The 19,974-nt window shown below is 40.1% G+C and carries 17 protein-coding genes and 1 pseudogene; 8 read left to right on the top strand and 10 right to left on the bottom strand.

The genetic code is table 11. The features are described from left to right. Position 1 precedes the first annotated feature (1 nt). Positions 2–1,129: an N-acetyl-alpha-D-glucosaminyl L-malate synthase BshA gene (bshA, locus tag ACOV1Q_RS06835; protein ID WP_424493647.1), complete on the top strand. Its 1,128-nt coding sequence runs from the start codon at positions 2–4 to the stop codon at positions 1,127–1,129. Between the two features lie 46 nt (positions 1,130–1,175). On the opposite strand, the gene ACOV1Q_RS06830 is transcribed toward bshA, so the two are convergent. Beyond that, positions 1,176–1,646 (bottom strand): hypothetical protein, encoded by a 471-nt coding sequence (locus ACOV1Q_RS06830; RefSeq protein ID WP_424493646.1) that lies wholly within the window; start codon positions 1,644–1,646, stop codon positions 1,176–1,178. Positions 1,647–1,766: 120 nt separating this feature from the next. Here ACOV1Q_RS06830 and ACOV1Q_RS06825 point away from each other — a divergent pair, with 120 nt between their 5' ends. From ACOV1Q_RS06825 to ACOV1Q_RS06800, 6 genes are all read left to right on the top strand, one after another. After that, a complete protein-coding gene (locus tag ACOV1Q_RS06825) occupies positions 1,767–4,679 on the top strand; it encodes an FAD-binding and (Fe-S)-binding domain-containing protein (protein WP_424493645.1) in 2,913 nt (970 codons plus the stop codon). Positions 4,680–4,742: 63 nt separating this feature from the next. Then, positions 4,743–5,807, top strand: coding sequence for a chorismate synthase (gene aroC, locus ACOV1Q_RS06820; protein WP_424494311.1), 1,065 nt, complete (start codon positions 4,743–4,745; stop codon positions 5,805–5,807). Positions 5,808–5,831: 24 nt separating this feature from the next. Beyond that, positions 5,832–7,142, top strand: coding sequence for a dicarboxylate/amino acid:cation symporter (locus tag ACOV1Q_RS06815; RefSeq protein ID WP_424493644.1), 1,311 nt, complete (start codon positions 5,832–5,834; stop codon positions 7,140–7,142). Between the two features lie 185 nt (positions 7,143–7,327). Further along, complete coding sequence (locus tag ACOV1Q_RS06810; RefSeq protein ID WP_424493643.1) at positions 7,328–7,954, top strand: class I SAM-dependent DNA methyltransferase; 627 nt, start codon at positions 7,328–7,330, stop codon at positions 7,952–7,954. A 103-nt stretch (positions 7,955–8,057) separates the two neighbouring features. Beyond that, positions 8,058–9,218: a peptidase MATCAP family protein gene (locus ACOV1Q_RS06805; RefSeq protein WP_424493642.1), complete on the top strand. Its 1,161-nt coding sequence runs from the start codon at positions 8,058–8,060 to the stop codon at positions 9,216–9,218. A 116-nt stretch (positions 9,219–9,334) separates the two neighbouring features. Then, entirely contained in the window at positions 9,335–9,691 is a 357-nt protein-coding gene (locus ACOV1Q_RS06800; RefSeq protein ID WP_424493641.1) for a SpoIIAA family protein, read from the top strand. 131 nt (positions 9,692–9,822) lie between these two features. Here the strand turns inward: ACOV1Q_RS06800 and ACOV1Q_RS06795 are convergent. Next, positions 9,823–10,234: pseudogene (locus ACOV1Q_RS06795) on the bottom strand (thiol-disulfide oxidoreductase DCC family protein). Between the two features lie 13 nt (positions 10,235–10,247). After that, positions 10,248–12,419 carry an endonuclease MutS2 gene (locus tag ACOV1Q_RS06790; RefSeq protein WP_424493640.1) on the bottom strand — a complete coding sequence of 724 codons (2,172 nt, stop codon included), beginning with the start codon at positions 12,417–12,419 and terminating at the stop codon, positions 10,248–10,250. 46 nt (positions 12,420–12,465) lie between these two features. Between ACOV1Q_RS06790 and ung the strand changes: the two genes are divergently transcribed. Next, positions 12,466–13,131 (top strand): uracil-DNA glycosylase, encoded by a 666-nt coding sequence (gene ung, locus ACOV1Q_RS06785; RefSeq protein ID WP_424493639.1) that lies wholly within the window; start codon positions 12,466–12,468, stop codon positions 13,129–13,131. Between the two features lie 25 nt (positions 13,132–13,156). On the opposite strand, the gene ACOV1Q_RS06780 is transcribed toward ung, so the two are convergent. The 7 genes from ACOV1Q_RS06780 to ACOV1Q_RS06750 form a co-directional block, all read right to left on the bottom strand. After that, positions 13,157–13,750 (bottom strand): hypothetical protein, encoded by a 594-nt coding sequence (locus ACOV1Q_RS06780; RefSeq protein WP_424493638.1) that lies wholly within the window; start codon positions 13,748–13,750, stop codon positions 13,157–13,159. A 31-nt stretch (positions 13,751–13,781) separates the two neighbouring features. After that, on the bottom strand, positions 13,782–14,633 hold the full coding sequence (locus tag ACOV1Q_RS06775) for a substrate-binding domain-containing protein (RefSeq protein WP_424493637.1): 852 nt from the start codon (positions 14,631–14,633) through the stop codon (positions 13,782–13,784). After that, positions 14,630–16,681, bottom strand: coding sequence for a polyphosphate kinase 1 (gene ppk1, locus ACOV1Q_RS06770; RefSeq protein WP_424493636.1), 2,052 nt, complete (start codon positions 16,679–16,681; stop codon positions 14,630–14,632). Before ppk1 ends, ACOV1Q_RS06775 begins: the two co-directional genes overlap by 4 nt. Before the next feature lie 68 nt (positions 16,682–16,749). Continuing rightward, the gene (locus ACOV1Q_RS06765) at positions 16,750–17,622 is read right to left on the bottom strand and encodes a nucleoside phosphorylase (RefSeq protein WP_424493635.1); all 873 of its coding nucleotides are present in this window, start codon (positions 17,620–17,622) and stop codon (positions 16,750–16,752) included. A gap of 1 nt (position 17,623) precedes the next feature. Beyond that, a complete protein-coding gene (locus ACOV1Q_RS06760) occupies positions 17,624–18,559 on the bottom strand; it encodes a DUF1835 domain-containing protein (RefSeq protein WP_424493634.1) in 936 nt (311 codons plus the stop codon). Positions 18,560–18,587: 28 nt separating this feature from the next. Then, positions 18,588–18,941, bottom strand: a complete 354-nt coding sequence (locus ACOV1Q_RS06755; RefSeq protein WP_424493633.1) for a translation initiation factor — start codon at positions 18,939–18,941, stop codon at positions 18,588–18,590. A gap of 6 nt (positions 18,942–18,947) precedes the next feature. Further along, a complete protein-coding gene (locus ACOV1Q_RS06750; protein ID WP_424494310.1) occupies positions 18,948–19,895 on the bottom strand; it encodes an isopenicillin N synthase family dioxygenase in 948 nt (315 codons plus the stop codon). Between the last annotated feature and the right edge of the window lie 79 nt (positions 19,896–19,974).

Raw genomic sequence — 19,974 nt, 5'->3', positions numbered from 1 at the left:
CATGAGAATTGCCATAGTATGTTATCCTACCTTTGGTGGTAGTGGAGTAGTGGCCACGGAGTTAGGGATGGCACTATCCAAACGAGGACATGAAGTACATTTTATCACTTACAAGCAGCCGGTACGGCTGGAACAGCTTTCTGCCAATATACATTTTCATGAAGTAGATGTTCCCGAATATCCTCTTTTTCACTATCAGCCATATGAGCTGGCACTAAGCAGTAAACTGGTTAATATGGTGAAGCTTCATAAAATTGAAGTTTTACACGTGCATTACGCCATTCCACATGCTTATGCAGGATATATGGCAAAGCAAATGCTGGCCGAAGAAGGGATTCATATACCTATGGTTACTACGCTCCACGGGACCGATATCACTCTGGTAGGAAATCATCCATTTTACAAACCTGCCGTTACTTTTAGCATTAACAACAGTGATGTGGTAACTTCGGTTTCACAAAGTTTAAAGGCCGATACTCTCAGGCTCTTCGATGTTAAGAAAGAAATTGAGGTTGTGCCGAACTTTATAGATGTCATGAAGTACAGGAATTCTTTTACAGATTGTCAACGGTCGCTTATGGCTTCGGAAGATGAAAGGATTATTAGTCATGTAAGTAATTTTAGAACGGTAAAACGCATCCAGGATGTAGTCAAAGTTTTCTACGAAATTCAAAAGCAGGTAAAAGCGCGATTGATTATGGTTGGGCAGGGTCCTGAAAAAGATCCTGCAGAAGAGCTTGTAATGGAGCTGGGAATTGAAGACAAGGTAATTTTCCTGGGCAATTCTAATGAAGTGGATAAAATCTTATGTTTTTCAGATCTTTTCCTGCTACCCTCTAAAAGTGAAAGTTTTGGTCTTGCTGCTCTGGAAGCGATGGTGAACAAGGTACCAGTCATTTCCACAAATACCGGCGGAATTCCGGAGGTGAATGTTCATGGTTTTTCAGGCTATTTGAGTAATGTAGGTGATGTGGAGGATATGGCAAAGAATGCCATAAAGATTTTGAAAGATGATCAGGTTCTTGAGAAATTCAAGGAAAATGCCCGTAAACAGGCTTGTAATTTTGATATCCTCACCGTACTTCCTTTGTATGAGCAGGTGTACAAGAAAGCTTTGGAAGCGAAATAGAAAAAGGGGGATAAAATCCCCCTTTCTAAATACTGTGCAATAGTTTCTAGAACTGATACTTGATCGCAAGGGCAATATCAAATCCAAGATCGTCGCCGTAATAATTTGCCAGGCCTATTTCCGGTCTAAAATCTAGGGATATTAAAAGAGGGAAATCAAAATCATATTCAATTCCCACATTTCCGGCGGCGCTCAAGAAAACTTCACTACCACTTACATAGTCTACAGAGCCAATCCCTGCACCTACACCGGCATACCAGTTAAATCTGTCTTCCAGCTGCCACACCCAGTGATACAAACCAGTTAAACGGAATGCATCCACATCTTCGCGGTTGTTCCATCCTAAGTCAATTTCCAACCTGTTGTTGGTGGAAAGTCCTCGTTGATAAGTAATTTCAGTGCCAACGCCGTTACTTCCTCCAAACCTTAAACCCAGAGCATTTTTGGATATTTCCTGTGCCTGTAGTTGTACAGTAGTACCAAGGATGCAAATCGCAAGCAAAAGTAATTTCTTCATATCGTTTCTTTTATTTAGTTTCACACAAAATTAGTTTATCTTAAGAAGTGGAAAATACTGTTCCTGCTAATCTATTGTTAATTCTTAACATTTCATTGCTAACTATACCCCTGTTTTAAAATGCAACTTCCTTTAAAAGATCTGGCCTTAGAGCTAGAAGGCGAACTTTTTTATGACGATCTCTGGAGAAGTATCTATGCAACAGATGCTTCCGTATACCGGAAACTGCCAGCGGCAGTCGCCTATCCCAAAACTGACAGAGATATCAAGAAACTTATCCAATTTGCGGTAAAGAATCGCACTTCTCTAATTCCGCGTACTGCTGGTACATCTCTCGCAGGCCAGGTAGTAGGAGAGGGGATTATTGTTGATGTTTCCAAATACTTTACAAATATCATATCTGTAAACAGGGAAGCAAAAACGGTGACGCTGCAACCCGGAGTGATAAGGGATGATCTCAATAGATATTTGCAGCCTTACGGCCTCTTCTTTGGCCCCAACACCTCTACCTCAAACCGTTGTATGGTGGGAGGAATGGCCGGAAATAATTCCAGTGGAACAACTTCCATCAAATTCGGGGTGACACGAGACAAAGTTTTAAGTCTCAAAACAATCCTGAGCGATGGTAGTGAAGCGGCTTTTTCTGAAATTACAGCACAGGAATTTCAGGAAAAACTGCAGCTTGATACACTTGAAGGAACTATCTATCGGAATCTTTATAAAGAACTTTCACCTAAAGAAGTTCAGCAGCAGATCAAAGAAAATTTTCCCAAGCCGGACATCCACCGCCGAAGTACAGGATACGCCATCGATGAAATCATTAATTCTGAAATCTTTTCAGATTCCGGGGAAAAACTGAATTTATGCAAACTGCTCACAGGAAGTGAAGGTACACTTGCATTCACGACAGCACTTACCTTGCAATTAGACGATCTTCCGCCGAAAGAAGCGGTGATGATCGCAGCGCATTTCGATTCGGTTGAGAAAGGCCTGCAGGCTGTTGTTCCTGCCATGCGACATTCTCTCTTCACTTGTGAGATGATGGATAAGGTCATCCTGGATTGTACAAAAAGCAGCATAAAATACCGGGAAAACCGCTTTTTCATTGAGCAGGATCCTGCCGCAATTCTTATGCTGGAATTACGCTCCAATGATGAAGATGATCTTACGCAACAAACAGCTGAACTTTTAAAAACCCTTGAAGATTCAGGTTTATGTTATGCGCTTCCTGCTTTACGGGGCGAAGCCATTAATATGGCGCTGGAGCTTAGAAAGGCAGGACTTGGACTGCTTGGAAATATGGTTGGCGACAAAAAATCTGTTGCGTGTATTGAAGATACCGCGGTCGCTGTTGAAGACCTCGCAGATTATATCAATGACTTTTCAGCAATAATGCAAGGTTATAAACAAAACGCGGTGTACTATGCCCACGCCGGGGCAGGCGAACTTCATCTAAGGCCAATCCTAAACCTTAAAAGTGAAGAGGATGTAGTGCTTTTTAGGAAAATTACAGAAGATGTCGCCAAACTGGTAAAAAAGTACGGCGGCTCCATGAGTGGAGAACATGGAGATGGACGATTACGAGCCGAGTTTATTGAACAAATGATTGGTACAGAAAATTATGAAATTCTGCGACGTGTAAAAGCCACTTTTGATCCAGAAAATATCCTGAATCCCGGGAAGATCATCTCTGCTGTTCCTATGGATGAACACCTAAGATATGAACCGGGACGAAAGGAACCTGAAATTTCTACAATAATGGACTTTTCAGACTCCATGGGGATTTTGCGAGCCGCCGAAAACTGCAACGGTAGCGGTGATTGCAGGAAATCAGTGGAAGCTGGAGGGACCATGTGCCCCAGTTACCGGGCAACCCGAGATGAAAAAGATACGACTCGGGCAAGGGCTAATACTTTACGGGAATTTTTAACGAAAAGTGAAAAGAAGAACCGTTTTGACCATGAGGAGATCAAAAAGGCGCTGGACCTTTGTATTAGTTGTAAAGGCTGCAAGAGCGAATGCCCTTCAGGAGTCGACATGGCTGCCTATAAATCTGAATTTGAACATCAATATCAGAAATCCAACGGGAGCTCCCTTAGAACTAAAACCTTTGCATACAATACTGTGCTCAACAAAATGGGCGGAATTCTTCCGGGGCTTACTAATGGTATTTTCACCAATAAGATAAGTTCAGGGCTTCTAAAAAGATCATTAGGAATTGCTCCTGAGAGGAACATGCCACAACTTTCGAAGAAAACACTGACTGCTTACCATTCAAAAAGGGCAAAAAAAGCTTCGGTTTCAGGAAGAAAGGTTTACCTTTTTAATGATGAGTTCACCAACTACCTGGAATCTGAGATTGGCATTGCCGCTATCAAACTATTGGAAGGTTTAAACTATGAAGTGGAGCTTATTGAGCATCCGGAGAGTGGAAGAACCTTCATTTCCAAAGGTTTTCTTGAACAGGCGAAGAAACTGGCCAATAAAAACATAAAGCTATTTAAAAACATCATTTCTGAAGAAACTCCGCTGCTGGGAATAGAGCCATCGGCTATTTTAACCTTCCGGGATGAATATTTACGACTGGCCGATGATAAACCGGCAGCAGAAAAGCTTGCAAAAAGCACCTTTTTGATCGATGAATTCATCAAAAAAGAGATTATAGCAGGAAATATTACTTCAGCTTCTTTTACTTCAGAAAAGAAAAAAATCAAACTACACGGGCATTGCCATCAAAAGGCGCTATCAAATATTGAAAACACTTTTGCAATGCTCAACCTTCCGGAGAACTTTGAGGTGACGATCATCCCTTCGGGTTGCTGCGGAATGGCGGGATCCTTTGGATATGAAAAAGAGCATTATGAGGTAAGTATGGCAATAGGAGAACAAACGCTTTTCCCGGCAGTGAGAAAAGCACCGGCCGAGATCGTCATTGCTGCGCCGGGAACCAGTTGCCGTCATCAAATTAAAGATGGAACAGGGAGAACTGCGATTCACCCAGTTGAAATCATGGCCGCTGCTTTGCTGGAATAAAGAATAGCGGCCTATATTTTTAAATATTAGGTTAAAAAATTACATTTGCTCAAAATCACTTCTATGGCAGGAAATTCCTTCGGGACTCTTTTTAAACTCAGTACCTTTGGCGAATCTCATGGTGCGGCAATAGGTGGAACTATAGATGGTTGTCCTGCAGGAATTCAACTGGACCTTGACCTCATTCAACGGGATATGGACCGGAGAAAACCCGGCCAGTCAGCCATTGTCACCCAACGAAAAGAACCTGATACGGTTAAATTCCTCTCTGGAATTTTTGAAGGCAAAACTACAGGAACACCCATTGGGTTTATCATTGAGAATTCAAACCAAAAATCCAAAGATTATTCCCACATCAAGAATACTTACCGGCCATCGCACGCAGATTATACATACGATAAAAAGTATGGGAACCGTGACTATCGCGGTGGTGGGCGCTCATCGGCTCGTGAAACTGCATGCAGGGTAGTAGCGGGCGCTGTTGCAAAACAGGTGATTTCTTCAATAAAAATTACGGCCTACACTTCGGCAGTTGGTGATATTCAGCTTGACAGGAAATATCACGAACTGAATTTCGATAATATAGAAAGAAATCCCGTACGCTGCCCAGATCCTGCTACTGCTGAAAAGATGGAATCCTTCATCAAGGAAATTCGTTCTCAGGGAGATACTGTGGGCGGTATCGTGGAATGCGTAATCGAAAATGTTCCGGCAGGCCTCGGAGAACCGGTTTTTGATAAATTGCACGCCCAGCTCGGGAAAGCCATGCTGTCCATAAATGCAGTAAAAGGATTTGAGTATGGCAGCGGCTTTAGTGGTTCTGCTCTTAAAGGAAGTGAACATAATGATCTTTTCAACAAGGACGGAAGCACGAAAACAAACTATAGTGGTGGAATACAAGGTGGAATTTCTAACGGAATGGATATTTACTTTAGAGTGGCCTTTAAACCTGTAGCGACCATTATGCAAAAACAGGAGACTATAGATGCAAAAGGAGAAAAAGTGGAAATGCAGGGAAAAGGAAGACACGATCCTTGTGTGGTACCGCGTGCCGTACCTATCGTAGAGGCTATGGCTGCACTAGTCCTAGCCGATTTTTTCCTTCTGAATAAAGTTACCAAGATTTAATTTTCTAACAGAGAACTATAATACATGAAAAAACTTGCACTGCATTGGCAGATACTTCTCGGAATGGCCGCCGGGGTAATTTTTGCACTCCTAATGACCAATTTTTCCTGGGGAGCAGAATTTATTAGCGACTGGATCAAACCTTTTGGAAACATTTTTATCAATGCTTTAAAGCTTATTGCAGTTCCTTTAATCCTGGCTTCCCTTATTAAAGGGATTTCAGATTTAAAGGATATTTCGAAGCTGTCCCAGATGGGTACCAGAACGATCCTGATCTATATCTGTACTACAGTAGTGGCAGTTTCTATTGGTTTGGGAGTCGTAAATCTAATTCGCCCAGGGAGTGCTATTTCTGAGGAAACCCGTACCGAATTAATCACAAATTACGAAGGCGATGCCAACACAAGGATCGCCGATGCACAACGCCAAAAAGAAGCAGGGCCACTGCAGGCGCTGGAAGATATTGTGCCAAGCAACATTTTTGCAGCTGCTGGAGACAATGCCAACATGCTGCAGGTTATTTTCTTTGCAATTTTCTTCGGATTGGGACTTATTCTTATTCCTGAAGAAACCGCCCGACCGGTAAAGGCCTTTTTCGACGGCTTCAATGAGGTTATCCTCAAATTGATAGACCTTATTATGCTTGCAGCTCCATATGGAGTTTTTGCATTACTGGCAGCGCTGGTGGTGGAATCCCCGAGTTCCGATTTATTTGCAGCACTTGCGATGTACGGAATCACGGTTATCATTGGATTATTGTTAATGATTGGAGTTTATATACTACTGGTTTGGATCTTTACGGGAAAAACACCGGCATTTTTCATTAATGGAATTGCACCTGCCCAATTACTCGGTTTTTCAACCAGTTCAAGTGCAGCAACCTTACCGGTCACAATGGAAAGAACAGAAGAACATCTTGGTGTGCACGAGGAAGTAACCAGTTTTGTACTGCCCATTGGAGCAACCATTAATATGGATGGTACGAGCCTTTACCAGGCTGTGGCTGCGGTTTTTATTGCCCAGGCTTTTGGTATGGATCTTTCTTTTGGTGCGCAACTGGGAATCATTGCCACTGCAACGCTCGCTTCCATCGGTTCGGCTGCAGTGCCGGGTGCAGGAATGGTAATGCTGGTGATCGTATTGGCGCAGGCAGGGATTCCGGAAGCAGGCCTAGCTCTCATTTTTGCAGTAGACAGGCCGTTGGATATGTGCCGTACGACGGTAAATATTACCGGTGATGCTGCCGTTTCCATGATGGTAGCAAAATCTGTAGATAAACTTGGAGATCCCCATGCAAAAGATTGGGATGATAATCTTAACCAGGTAAAAGGATAAGAATAAAATTCAGAAAAGGGTTGGGACTCTTTTACAGAAACTGATTCAGGATTTACTAAAGTGTGGTTTCATCACTTACTTTTAGGACATTTCTGAATCAGTTTTTTATTTCTGATGAATATTTAACTCTTCTAAAATTGAATATCTGGTTGCTCTTTTTCAGAACAATAAATTGATAATGATCTATGGAAATTGAAAAGGCATATAATCTTTGGGCGTCGCAATATGATTCTGGCATTAATAAAACTCGTGATCTCGAAGCTATTGCTTTTAGAGCCTGCCTCGAAAATATTCAGTTTAGGACATGTCTTGAAATTGGCTGCGGAACCGGAAAAAATACTAAATGGCTTATTGAAAAAGTTGAAAAATTAACTGCCGTTGACTTTTCTGAAAAAATGCTTGCACAGGCAAGGCAAAAAATATCTTCTGAAAAAGTAAACTTTCAACAAGCAGATGTTACTCAAAAATGGCATTTTGCATCTACATTATATGAGCTTATTAGTTGTAGCCTCGTACTTGAGCATATAGAAAATTTACACCAGGTTTTTAAAGAGGCTTCAAAAAATGTCATTTTTAACGGGTATTTGTACGTTGGGGAATTACATCCGTTCAAGCAATACTCCGGAAGTAAAGCCCGGTTCAATACTGCGGAAGGTGAGCAGGTACTTACCTGTTTCACACATCATCTTTCAGATTACCTTGAAGCAGCTAAAAGCAATGGGTTTAGATTATTGGAAGTAAAAGAACATTTTGATAATAACGACCGTAAAAGCCTGCCCCGAATATTGACGCTGCTATTCCAAAAGCACTAATTGGATATCTTTAATTTTTTCCTTCCTCAAAACTTGTGGGGCACATATTATTTTACTGTATTTGCCATTAATTTTTCTGAAGGACCTCTTATACTCAATAAAAATGCAGCATCAGGAAGTACATAAAGAATTTGCCAGCCTGTTTGAAATAGATCAAAACCTCGATAGGTTAGTTCGTGATATAGATCTTTTGAACTATCTCAATCCGCTGAACATTGAACAGGAAAAAAAGCGGTTTTTTACTTCAAAGTTTACAGAAGATCCTGTTTTTAAGTACCGGAAGATCAAATTTAATCCATTTCAGCTCCAACGACAGTTCTACAGTCAGCGGTTGGAAGATATTAAAGATGAAGAAATCCGGAAGCTCTATCATGATACTATTTATGAATATTCGGGATTGGTGCAGTGTATTGCTACGGTAGGACAGGACAAAACCTTTTTTTATAATTCGCTGCGGGTTTTTGGAACTCCTAAAGAACGGGATGTCAAAAATGCTAAATTTATCCTGCATTTTCACAAAGAGGAAGACGCAGAAGAAATGGTTCCGCGCTACAATGCAGATCAGGCGCAGGCGTTTTTTCATGCCTTTGGAGAGAAATATAAATTAAAATTTAAAATCAAGCAGACCAATAGTATTACGGCGGCTGCCATGGCCTTAAACGCCTCTAAAATGCTTGTTTTAAAGAAAAACAGGAAGTATAGTAACAATGATCTAAAGATTCTTGCTAATCATGAGATAGGGGTTCATATGGTAACTACGTTTAATGCAGAAATTCAGCCTTTACGCATTTTCTCCCACGGATTTTCCAATAATAATCTCACCCAGGACGGGCTGGCCGTTTTTAGCGAATATATGTCTGACAGTTTAAGTCTAAAAAGAATGAAGGAGCTGGCTTATCGCGTGCTGGCGGCAGATAGTCTTATTAAAGGATATTCCTTCAGCGATACGTTTGATCTTTTGTACAGCCAGTATAAACTCGATAAGGAAAGAGCCTGGTCCATCACCCTTAGAGCCCACAGAGGAGGAGGCTTTACAAAAGATTATCTCTATTTAAGCGGACTTAAAAGGATCTATGATTATTATTCTTCAGGAAAAGATCTGGGTGTTTTACTATCGGGAAAAGTTTCTCTTGAAGACTCGCAATTGATTAGTAAACTTCAGGATTTAGGACTGGCAAGGAAAAATATATTCTATACAGATTCTTTTCATGAAAATAAGAATACCAATGAAAAGCTGGTGTTTATGCTCAGTAATCTAAAATAGTACCGGCTTTTAATGTTTCTATAACAAACGCGGCTGCTGCCACACTAAAGTTTTGTTAGAGCAGCAGAAAAATTTCTTTAATTCCTGAAACTAAGCTAATTTAAAAGAAAAAAGCTATGATTCAGATATTAGAAGGCACAAGAGATGATGTGGTTTCCACAAAAGCAGTGGGTAAGCTCAGCAAAGAAGATTACGACCAGCTTTTACCATTATTGCGACAGAAGGTAAAAGAACATCAAAACATACGCTGGTATTTTGAAATGGACAAATTTGAAGGCTGGGAACCGAAAGCGGCCTGGAAGGACATGAAATTTGATTTTCAAAATTCCAGTAATCTTGAGAAAGTAGCAATGGTTGGTGCTAAAAAATGGGAAGAATACTTAACCCAAATTATGAAACCCTTTACTTCGGCAGAAATCAAATATTTTGAAATATCAGAAAAGCAGGAAGCTCTTAGATGGATTGAAGATTAGTAATCAGTAAACAGGTACTATCATCTTCTTTTTTAAATATAAGATAAAAGGAAAAAGGTTCGACATGATTTCCTCAGTCGAACCTTTTTTATTGCGGGTTTTGGTAAACAAAAAACCTCCTTTTAAATTGGCTACTTTAGAAAAAGCGCTTCCAGTTCGGGAGTAGGAATCATACAACTATTTTGTTTGCCCCACCACTTGTAACGGTTACGAGCAATGAGATCATATATGCTGTCACGCAATCCCTGAGGTACGGGTTTTGCAAATTTTAACCAGCGGTATCCCTTCAGGTGTTTAGCGATTTCTATAGCTGCCGTAGACTTTTCATAATAGGCCGCCGGGTTCTATAAGTACTACAGAGTCCAGCGCTTCTGTATCTATGCCCCGTTCATTGACAATTTGAAGTCCAATATCGCTTTGAAGCGGCGCAAACCTGAATTTATCTTCTGTATCTCTCTCAATAATGGTTTGGATGGTTTTATTGCACAAATTGCACACTCCGTCAAAGAGGATAATCTTTTTATCTTTTGGGAAATTTATCATTTTTCTTTTTCTTTTATTTTTTTCGCTGTACCAATTCCAGTTGATCGACAGATACAGAGGTAGTAAACATTCCGTAATTGACTTTGGCATTGCCTTTTTCAATACTGTCAATAGAACCAACTGCTTTTCCATCCTGTAAACGCACTCTGTCGCCCACTTTTAAAACTGGTTTCGGCTTTGCTTCTTCTATTTTTTCTTCTGCTTTCTTTTTTTCTTTTTTCTTTTCGCGAATTACTTTCACTTTCTTCTCGGCTTCTTTCTGAAGTTTTTCCTGTCTGGCTTTCTCTGCTTTTTTCTGCTGGGCAGTTTGCTTTTTGCGTTTGGAATTTTCGACTTCCACGATCTTCAAAAATTCGGCAATTAGCTCTTTTTTGCGCTTATTGGAAAAGTACTTTTCGCTAATATCGTTGATCTTGTTTCCGAGATAAATGAGCCGTTGATTGCTGTCATACAACTCCTGAAAACCTTCCAGTTTCTGCTGAATTCGCGCATTTGTCTCTTCCAGCTTTTTCTTTTCAGTTTCCGCTTTTTGTTCTTTTGTTTTTAAAGAAGTAGTTGTTTTCTGAAGTTTTGAACGCTCCTTCTGAAGGTTCGCAATACTTTTATCAAACCGTATTTTACCTCTTTCCACCTTCTTTTTTGACCTGTTGATCAAACTGTATGGAATTCCGTTTTTCTGGGCGACTTCAAACGTAAAAGAACTTCCGGCTTCACCCATGTGGAGCTTAAAAAGTGGTTCCAGCGTGCGGGAATCAAACAACATATTTGCGTTGGTGATATGCGGCAGTTCGTTCGCCAGCATTTTTAAATTGGCATAATGCGTGGTTAAAATTCCGAAGGATTCTTTTTCATAAAATACCTCGAGGAATGTTTCTGCCAGCGCACCTCCCAGCTCGGGGTCGCTTCCGGTTCCAAACTCATCTATTAAAAAGAGGGTTTTATCGTCACATTTCCGAAGAAAGTAATTCATGTTCTTCAGTCGGTAACTGTAGGTGCTTAAATGATTTTCAATAGATTGATTATCGCCAATATCTGTAAGGATTTTCGTGAAAAGGCACATGCGGCTGTACTCGTGTACTGGTAAAAGCATTCCGCTTTGTAGCATTACCTGTAATAAACCCACCGTTTTTAAGGTGATACTTTTTCCGCCGGCATTGGGACCGGATATTACAATGATCCGTTTCTCTTTATCAAGATCAATGCTCTGTGGATACGTTTTTTTCTTCTCTTTTCGGTTATTCAAAAGCAGCAGCGGGTGATATGCATCCTTTAACTGAATTTCCCTCTCTTTCACTATTTTTGGAAGGATTGCATTCAGCTCAATAGCATACTTTGCTTTTGCTGCGACCACATCTATGTCACTTAATAATTCCTGATATTCCTTTAGAAGTGGTCTAAAAGGCCTCATAAAATTGGTGAGTTCCTTCAGAATTCTTTTGATTTCTTCTTTTTCCTCGTATTCCAGGTTGTTCAGTTCTCTGGTATAGGTGTAAGTAGCTTCCGGCTGAATGTAAACAATGCTTCCTGTCTTGGAATTGCCTAAAATTCCGCCTTTCACCTTTCTCCGGTGCATGGCCGAGACAGCAAGTACCCGCACATTCTCTACAACGGTTTCCCGTATTTCATCAAGATAACCAAGATTGTTATAGTGGGTGAGGGCGCTTCCAAAACTTGAATTGATGCTTCCCTTCACCTGGTTAATTTTTCGCCTTAAGGTTTGTAGCAGGGGAGAAGCGTCATCTTTCACTTCACCAAACCTGTCAATCACCTTCTGAATTTTTTCAACGAGAATGGTGGTAAATTCAACTTCTGAGGTGGTTTCGTGAAGAGCAGGATACAGCTCCTCAAATTTCTGAAAGAATTTGATCTGGGTATTAACAGTTTCAGAAATGGAACTAATTTTCCTGAAGCTGGATGCCTCCAGCATAGTATCCTCAATTTTGAGGAGTTTGATCTCGTTATCTATGGAATCAAAACCATGATTCGGGATACGACTTTCCTGCTGAAAAGAAGAAACATATTCATTGGTTTGATTTAGAGAAAATAAAGTTTCCTGAGGTGTTGAAAAAGGGGAGATTTCCAGGGCTTTGACTTTTCCCGGAGCCGTGATGGTATATTCGCTTACCTGCTCGCAAACTGATGGAAATTCAAGATCTGAAAGTGTTTTCTGTGTAATTTTAATCATATGTGATTTTCCCTACTTTTGGGGTGCAGCAAATTTAAATATTATTATGGAGGTCTCTATTGAATCGAATTGGAAAATAAAGTTAAATGATGAATTTGAAAAGCCCTATTTTAAGGAGCTTGTAAAGTTTGTAAAGAAGGAATATGCAACTACAGAATGCTTTCCAAAGGCTTCAAATATTTTTAATGCATTTGATCTCTCTCCATTTGATAAAACAAAAGTGATAATTATTGGGCAAGATCCATACCACGGTTACGGGCAGGCTCATGGGTTATGCTTCTCTGTACAGCCACAGGTTAAAGTGCCGCCATCGCTGGTAAATATTTTTAAAGAAATAAAGGAAGATATTGGGAAACCAATTCCAAAAACAGGCAACCTGGAGCGTTGGGCAGAGCAGGGCGTTTTAATGCTGAACGCCACGCTAACGGTTAGAGCTGGGCAGGCAGGATCACATCAAAAGAAGGGCTGGGAGAAATTTACGGATGCTGTGATTCAAAAATTATCTGATGGAAAGGAAGGACTGGTTTTTTTATTGTGGGGCGGGCCTGCCAAAAAGAAAGGCGCAAAAGTGGACACCTCAAAACATTTGGTGCTTACCTGTGGGCATCCTTCTCCTTTAGCGGCTAACAGAGGCCACTGGTTTGGGAACAGGCATTTTAGCAAAACCAATGAATACCTTCTTTCTCATGGGAAAGAACCAATAGAGTGGTAAAAAAAATGATTCTAAAACCTCATTTTTAAAACCTGTAGCCCACATTTACGGCAGGAAGAATGACAAGATCTGGTGAGTCTTTATGAAAAAGATTTCTTCCAAGGCCAAAGGAGAGATCAATCACAAAACCCTGTTTTGCAGCATATTTGTATCCTGCGCCAACACCAATAGCAAAGTCTGTGTAATCAAGATACCTTTCTTCGGTATAGGTTTCGCCTTCAGTATCTGTCAATTCTACTTTTTTCTTATTCTCACCGCTAGAAAGCATTGCGAAACCTTCAGCATAGAAACCCCAGGCGCTATAATCCTCGTTAAAGAAAAATTTGAATCTGGTAGTTAGAGAAAAATCTTTCGCATATGCTTCAGAAAGATCAAAATCCTCTCCCTCATTTTTATTGAGAAGTTTGGTAAACAGGTCTACGGAAATTGAATTATGGTCTGAAAGAATTCGCTCATAACCTAGATCGAGGGCTCCAAAAACCAACACGTTAAAAGCGTTTGCACTTAACTCATTTTGCGCGGTTTCTCGTGCTGTTGGTTCTTCATAATAATCGGTTTGCTGGGCGAACACGCCTGAAGCAAACAATAAGCATAATAAACTAAAGTAAATCTTCGTCATTTTTTACGATTTTAATGTGAAATAGGTTTTTCTAAAATTGATGTATAAGAGCGGAATTATTCACTTTTTGAGGAATTAGGTCGAGTTCAAAAAGTTGCTCCTGTACACGTTGTAATTCTTCTGCAGAAATCATCTCACTGCTCCAGCGGGTAATTTTTAACCATTCGGCAATATCTTGTTCCTGCTGCTCATATCTTTTGGAGAGCTGTTTATGGATACCCGGAATGTTCCTGAAATCTTTACTAGTTTTATTAAGAACTTCCAGCATATTATTTACAGCTTGCGAATTATTTTGTAATACTTCTTTCCGCACCGCAATGACAAAACAAGACCATGGGGTAGGGCAGTCGCCGAGTCTGCGGAAGGTGCCGTTGTCCACCAAAGGTTTTGTGGTAAAATGCTCCCACATAAAATAACCTGCTTTTCCATCTTTTAACGCATTTATTGCTCCATCAATATCGCCTACCACTTCAAATTCGAGCTCTGCCGGGTTCCATCCCAGGCGTTTTGCATTTACATAAGCCATTAAGTGAGAACCGGAGCCATATCTACTTATCGCAACTTTAGCATTTTTAAGATCTTCAATTTTTTTGAATTCAGATCCTGATGCTACATGAATTCCCCAAATAAGCGGACTTCCTATGTACTCCTGTACAATTTTTGCTGGGTTTCCCGCAATAATATCCTTGATAATTCCTTCGGTTAAAATTACGGCAACGTCAATTTCGTTATTCCTAAGCGCCTTGCACATTGCGCCGGTGCCGTCAGGAAAATCTTTCCATGAAACTTCAAGTTCCGCATTCTTAAAGTCTTCGTTCTCTATTGCCAGGTGCCACGGAAGATTAAAATGTTCGGGGACACCACCCATTTTTAATTTTTTCATTTCTCGTATTTTTCTTTCAGGTATTCATAAATGGCATATTGCGACCGAATTTTTTTCGCTCCGGAACTTACAGGAACATATTCATTTTTTTCAGAAGCATCCTGAATCCTGGCTTTTACATTGTCCTGAAGTTGTATCTGCAGAATATCTGTAAATTCTGCTGCTATATCCTGGTCATAAACAGGTGTGATTACTTCAATTCTTCGGTCAAGGTTACGTGTCATCCAATCGGCGCTTCCAAAGTAGATCTCAGGATTTCCGTCGTTCTCAAAAATGTAAATTCTGCCATGTTCCAAATAGCGGTCTACAATACTGGTAATGTAAATATTCTCACTCAATCCTTCAATACCGGGAACGAGACAGGTGAATCCTCTTACGAGCAATCTTATTTTCACTCCGGCGTTGCTGGCCTTGTATAACAATTCGATAATTTCCCTGTCCTCGAGACTGTTCATTTTTGCCGTAATTCCTGCTTTCTTGCCCTGTTGGGCATTTTCCGTTTCCCGAACGATCATATCACTAAAAGCCTTTCGCGTAGAAAATGGCGAGATGAGAAGATTTTTTGCCCGCGGAATAATTAATTCACCTTCCAAAACATTAAATACCCGCGAAAGTTCCCTGGTAACTGTGTCTCGTGCTGTAAAAATCGCGTGGTCACAATAAATCTTGGAGGTTTTGCTGTTAAAATTGCCCGTGCCAACATAAGCGTATTCCTGAAGCCGTTCTCCTTCTTTCCTGGTAACTAGAAGGATTTTAGAATGCACCTTAATTTTTGGGTAACTGTAGATCACTTTGGCACCTGCATCTTCAAACTTCCTTCCCCAGTCTATGTTATTCTTCTCATCAAAACGGGCTTTGGCTTCGATAAAAACAGTGAGTTTTTTGCCATTTTTGAGAGCCTTTAAAAGAGTGGTCGTTAAATCTGATTCATCGGCGACCCTGTAAATCGAAATTTTGATCGATTCAACCTGAGCGTCGGAAGCTGCTTGTTCTATAAACCTTTCCACATAATCGAAAGACATGTATGGAAAATGAAGCGCGAGGTCCTTTTTGGCAATAGCCTCAAAATAATTGCCAGAATGTTCCAAAACCTTGTGTTTGACCGGTGGCAAAGGTTCGAAATGTAATTCGGGTTTTTTCGTGGGATCTGGAAAAGAAAAGAAGTCACTAAAATTGTGATATTCTCCGCCCGGCATCATATCTATTTTTCCAAGATTGAGAAGGTTTCTAAGTTTCTTTTGATCCTCGGGAGGCATTTGAGAATCATAGAGCAAACGGGTTGGCTGACCCTCTGTTCGCTGCTCCAGGGATTCATAGATCTTTTCAGCCAAAGCTCCTTCCAGTTCATCATCAATATACAGTTCGGCGTCCCGGGATAGTTTAATTTCATAAATTCCTTTTATTTCCTGTTTAGAAAAAATATCAGGAATCTGGGATTTTACGAGATCATCTAAAAAAGTTAATCTGTTCTTTCCATTTTCTGTTTTAAGTGTAATAAACCGGCCACATTCATCTACAGGTAGATTAATGATTCCAAAATCTTCTGTATTTTCAAATGTCACAAGAAGGTAAAGCACATTATTCTCAAGAAACAGGTGGTCATCTTCTGTAAAGGAAATGAGTTTGGATTTCACATGGCAGGAAGCTTTCTCAAAATAAGCTTTTGCGAACTTCTTTTCTGAAGAGCTAAAATCCCGATAACTTACCAGGAAAATCTCGTTTTCTTCAAGCTCCGGAATAATTTCTTCATAAAAAATGCGCCCGAATTCCTGCTGCTGAAGCCCGACTTTCTGAAGAATTTCCTTTACTTTTTTGTTTGGTTTTAAGGCCAGTTGCTTCCGTAGGCTTTTTTTTATCCTCTTCATTTGTCGCAACTGCGAAACCCGAACCCTAAAATACTCATCAAGGTTCATAGAAAAAATAGCAAGAAATTTTATTCTTTCAAAAAGCGGGTTGCGCTTGTCTTTCGCTTCTTGTAAAACTCTGCCATTAAAACTTAACCAATTTAAATCACGATGCCTTAGTCGTATTTCTTCAGGCTTTAACATAGATTACTATTTAGTCAAAAATACAAAGATGGTGTACTCCCTAATCTAATTTTGTGTTAAATGAAGCCTTAGGATGAGAGCTTGTCGAGTGTATATTGAATAAGCTTATCAATGGTATTTGCTGGGTCCTGACTAAAAGTCCCGGTGGCGCGATTCGCAATAATAGCATTCATGGAGACGGCACGATGCCCTAAAAGTGCAGAAAGTCCATAAATGGCTGATGTTTCCATCTCGAGATTGGTCACTTTCTTACCCTTAAAAGAGAAACTGGCTAGTTTATCATTTAAATCTTTGTCCTGGAGTGCCAGGCGAAGCACCCTTCCCTGTGGTCCATAAAAACCTTCGTTCGTTCCTGTAAACCCTTTAAAAAGGTTCGATGAAAACAACATTTTTGAAAGGTCTTCATCGCAGGGAACGACATAAGGGCTACTTTTCTCTTTACTTAGTTGAAGGTGCTCTTTAATTGCCTGGTTAAAATCCAGAAGCTGGAACTCTTCACTTTTATAAAAGTGTAGCAGAGAGTCAAAGCCTACAGCCAGTTCACTTAAGAGAAAGGCATCTACAGGGATTTCGGGCTGAATGGAACCCGAAGTCCCAATTCTTACAATTTCAAGACTTGTCTGCTCTTCTTTGATCTTTCGTTCTTTAAAATTAATATTTACAAGCGCGTCAAGTTCATTGAGTACAATATCTATATTGTCTGTACCAATTCCCGTAGATACTACGCTAATGCGTTTTCCTTTATAAAAGCCGGTTTGGGTATGAAATTCCCGCTTGCGGATTATTACATCTACTTTATCAAAGTATCGGGTTACTTTTTCAACTCTTTCGGGGTCGCCGACCAGGATAATGGTATCGGCTAAATTTTCTGGAAGTAAATTGAGATGATAAATACTGCCGTCTTGATTCAGAATTAATTCTGAAGCTGCTAAGCTATTCATATTATAATTTTAGTAGGTTGTGGGAATCGGGGTCATATAAAAAATCATATTTCGCCACTCCGCCATAATGATCATTATCTTTAAGATCCTGGTAATAATTTTTAGAAGCGGAAATAGCCTGTAGCCCGGCCTCGTTTAGCTTTACCTCGCTGCCATTTTCAGCATAAAAAGGATTTAACTTTTCTATTACCCTTTGCATTTGTATATCACCATAACCATAATATCCCTGGTACTTCAAGGCATAACCCAGCAGGTGATGTAAAGAAATTATTTGGTGATTTTGAATGAGTTTCAGGACATTTATCTCCAATGAATTGAGACCCGATTTTACATTTGGGAAACGTTCAATATGCGCCCGAATGCAGCTGGACAAATATTCAAAATTGGATGTTTTTTTGATCTTTGCTTTTAAACGTTTAGGATTCTTGCTGCAATAGAGGTCCCAAATAAGCTCGGCCATATGAAGATCATCTTCTGTAAGATGAATTTTGCAATCGTAGTGCCGTTGTAACTGTTTAATAGAAAGTTCAGACAAGGGAGCAAGTTCATGATCTCCTTTTAGTCTTCCACTGCAAACAAGGTATAGCGGATTATTTTTTCGCTTTTGTTTTAAAAAACTGATTACCGCCAGCATGTTCATATGAGAGAACAAATCAAACTCAAACCATAGAATTACTTCATCGTAGCCATTGATTGCGGCCAGTTTGTCAAGTTCATCAATAAATTTCTCCTGGTATTCTTTTTTTGATATTTTATAATTTTCCCATAGAAAATTTTTCCTGATTTTTAAGAAATCCTCGTTACCAACTTCCTGTACTGTAGGCCCTTCACAAAGCATCTCTCTCCAAACAATGACATCACCTGGAATATGTAATTCCTGAAGTTTATCTGTAAGGTCATCACCATTCGTGATATGTAGTAACTTCTTTTCTTCCATGGCACATCATAAGAAAACGTGTTGAAGATTAGCCTCCAACACGTTTTACATTATAACCTTTTTTCTTTAAAAAAGTCATTATTTTATCTCTTACATCTCCCTGGATGAGAATTTCTCCATCCTTTACCGAGCCGCCAACTCCACATTTCTTCTTCAATTGCTTTCCCAGAGAATTAAGATCATCTTCGGTTCCCACAAAGCCGGTTATAACGGTAACGGTTTTGCCCGCTCTGCCTTTTGAGCTGTAATGGGCTTCAAGATACTGGTTAGAAGGTGCTGGGGTTTCCTGTTGCTCTCCAGAATCCTGATCGAGATCAAAATCTTCATCAGTTGAGAAAACAAATCCGCCCAAATCTTCAAGTCCCATTTTCTTCTTAGCCATGATGATTTATTTTTTCAAGCCAATTTCTATCAGTCGCTGGTGTAGAAATTCACCAGCAGTGATATCTGGATATGCTTTTGGATTGTTTTCATCAATACATTCTTCCATACAGTTCAACGGCATTTCGCTTCTTGGGTGCATGAAAAATGGAATAGAATATCTTGGTTTTGACCATTCCTCTTTGGGAGGGTTGATCACACGGTGTATGGTGGAACGCAATTTATTGTTCGTATGCCTTTCCAGCATATCTCCTACATTGATCACCAATTCATCTTCATTTGGAATAGCGTCAATCCATTCCCCGTCTTTTCGAAGTACCTGCAAGCCGCCGGTGGAAGCACCCATTAAAAGAGTGATAAGATTAATATCTCCATGCGCCCCGGCGCGTACGGCCCCTTTAGGTTCTTCGGTGATAGGAGGGTAGTGGATAGGACGCAAAATACTGTTTCCGTTGCTTGCCCAATGATCAAAATAATGTTCATCAACACCAATGTAAAGTGCCAGTGCACGTAATACGAAAATTCCTGTCTTCTCAAGCATGCGGTAGGCTTCCATTCCTACGTGATTGAAATCCTTCAGCTCTTCTACCTTTACATTTTCAGGATATTCTTCGGTTAAATTTGCATCTTCAGAAGGCTCCTGCCCAAAATGCCAAAATTCCTTTAAATCTCCTTCTTTTTTACCTTTCGCATGCTCTTTTCCGAAGGATATATAACCGCGTTGTCCTGCAAGTCCTTCAATTTCATATTTCTTTTTAGTTTCCAGTGGCAGGTCGAAAAATGCTTTTACTTCCTTGTATAGTTCATCTACAAGGTTTTCGCTCAAAAAGTGATTTTTTAAAGCCACAAAACCTATTTCCTCATAGGCCTTGCCTATTTCGTTTACAAATTTCTGTTTACGTTGTGGATCGTCTGACAAAAAATCGGCCAGGTCCACGCTGGGAATATTCTTCATTTCCATAAGATGAATAAATGTAATTATCATCACAAAGTTAAATAAATTCCATGGAGTGAAAGGCTGTTTATACTTTTCT

The organism is Salinimicrobium maris (assembly GCF_049680855.1).
Classification (GTDB): domain Bacteria; phylum Bacteroidota; class Bacteroidia; order Flavobacteriales; family Flavobacteriaceae; genus Salinimicrobium.
Note: the sequence above shows the minus strand (reverse complement) of the source record. Positions and strands in the feature narration are given on the sequence as shown.

Coding starts and splice junctions, on each gene's coding strand:
- ACOV1Q_RS06830 (WP_424493646.1), bottom strand. CDS start 1,646: ATGAAGAAATTACTTTTGCTTGCGATTTGCATCCTTGGTACTACTGTA.
- ACOV1Q_RS06750 (WP_424494310.1), bottom strand. CDS start 19,895: ATGAAGAATATTCCCAGCGTGGACCTGGCCGATTTTTTGTCAGACGAT.
- ACOV1Q_RS06755 (WP_424493633.1), bottom strand. CDS start 18,941: ATGGCTAAGAAGAAAATGGGACTTGAAGATTTGGGCGGATTTGTTTTC.
- ACOV1Q_RS06775 (WP_424493637.1), bottom strand. CDS start 14,633: ATGAAAAAATTAAAAATGGGTGGTGTCCCCGAACATTTTAATCTTCCG.
- ung (WP_424493639.1), top strand. CDS start 12,466: ATGGAGGTCTCTATTGAATCGAATTGGAAAATAAAGTTAAATGATGAA.
- ACOV1Q_RS06825 (WP_424493645.1), top strand. CDS start 1,767: ATGCAACTTCCTTTAAAAGATCTGGCCTTAGAGCTAGAAGGCGAACTT.
- ACOV1Q_RS06810 (WP_424493643.1), top strand. CDS start 7,328: ATGGAAATTGAAAAGGCATATAATCTTTGGGCGTCGCAATATGATTCT.
- ACOV1Q_RS06760 (WP_424493634.1), bottom strand. CDS start 18,559: ATGGAAGAAAAGAAGTTACTACATATCACGAATGGTGATGACCTTACA.
- ACOV1Q_RS06765 (WP_424493635.1), bottom strand. CDS start 17,622: ATGAATAGCTTAGCAGCTTCAGAATTAATTCTGAATCAAGACGGCAGT.
- ppk1 (WP_424493636.1), bottom strand. CDS start 16,681: ATGTTAAAGCCTGAAGAAATACGACTAAGGCATCGTGATTTAAATTGG.
- bshA (WP_424493647.1), top strand. CDS start 2: ATGAGAATTGCCATAGTATGTTATCCTACCTTTGGTGGTAGTGGAGTA.
- ACOV1Q_RS06805 (WP_424493642.1), top strand. CDS start 8,058: ATGCAGCATCAGGAAGTACATAAAGAATTTGCCAGCCTGTTTGAAATA.
- ACOV1Q_RS06780 (WP_424493638.1), bottom strand. CDS start 13,750: ATGACGAAGATTTACTTTAGTTTATTATGCTTATTGTTTGCTTCAGGC.
- ACOV1Q_RS06800 (WP_424493641.1), top strand. CDS start 9,335: ATGATTCAGATATTAGAAGGCACAAGAGATGATGTGGTTTCCACAAAA.
- ACOV1Q_RS06790 (WP_424493640.1), bottom strand. CDS start 12,419: ATGATTAAAATTACACAGAAAACACTTTCAGATCTTGAATTTCCATCA.
- aroC (WP_424494311.1), top strand. CDS start 4,743: ATGGCAGGAAATTCCTTCGGGACTCTTTTTAAACTCAGTACCTTTGGC.
- ACOV1Q_RS06815 (WP_424493644.1), top strand. CDS start 5,832: ATGAAAAAACTTGCACTGCATTGGCAGATACTTCTCGGAATGGCCGCC.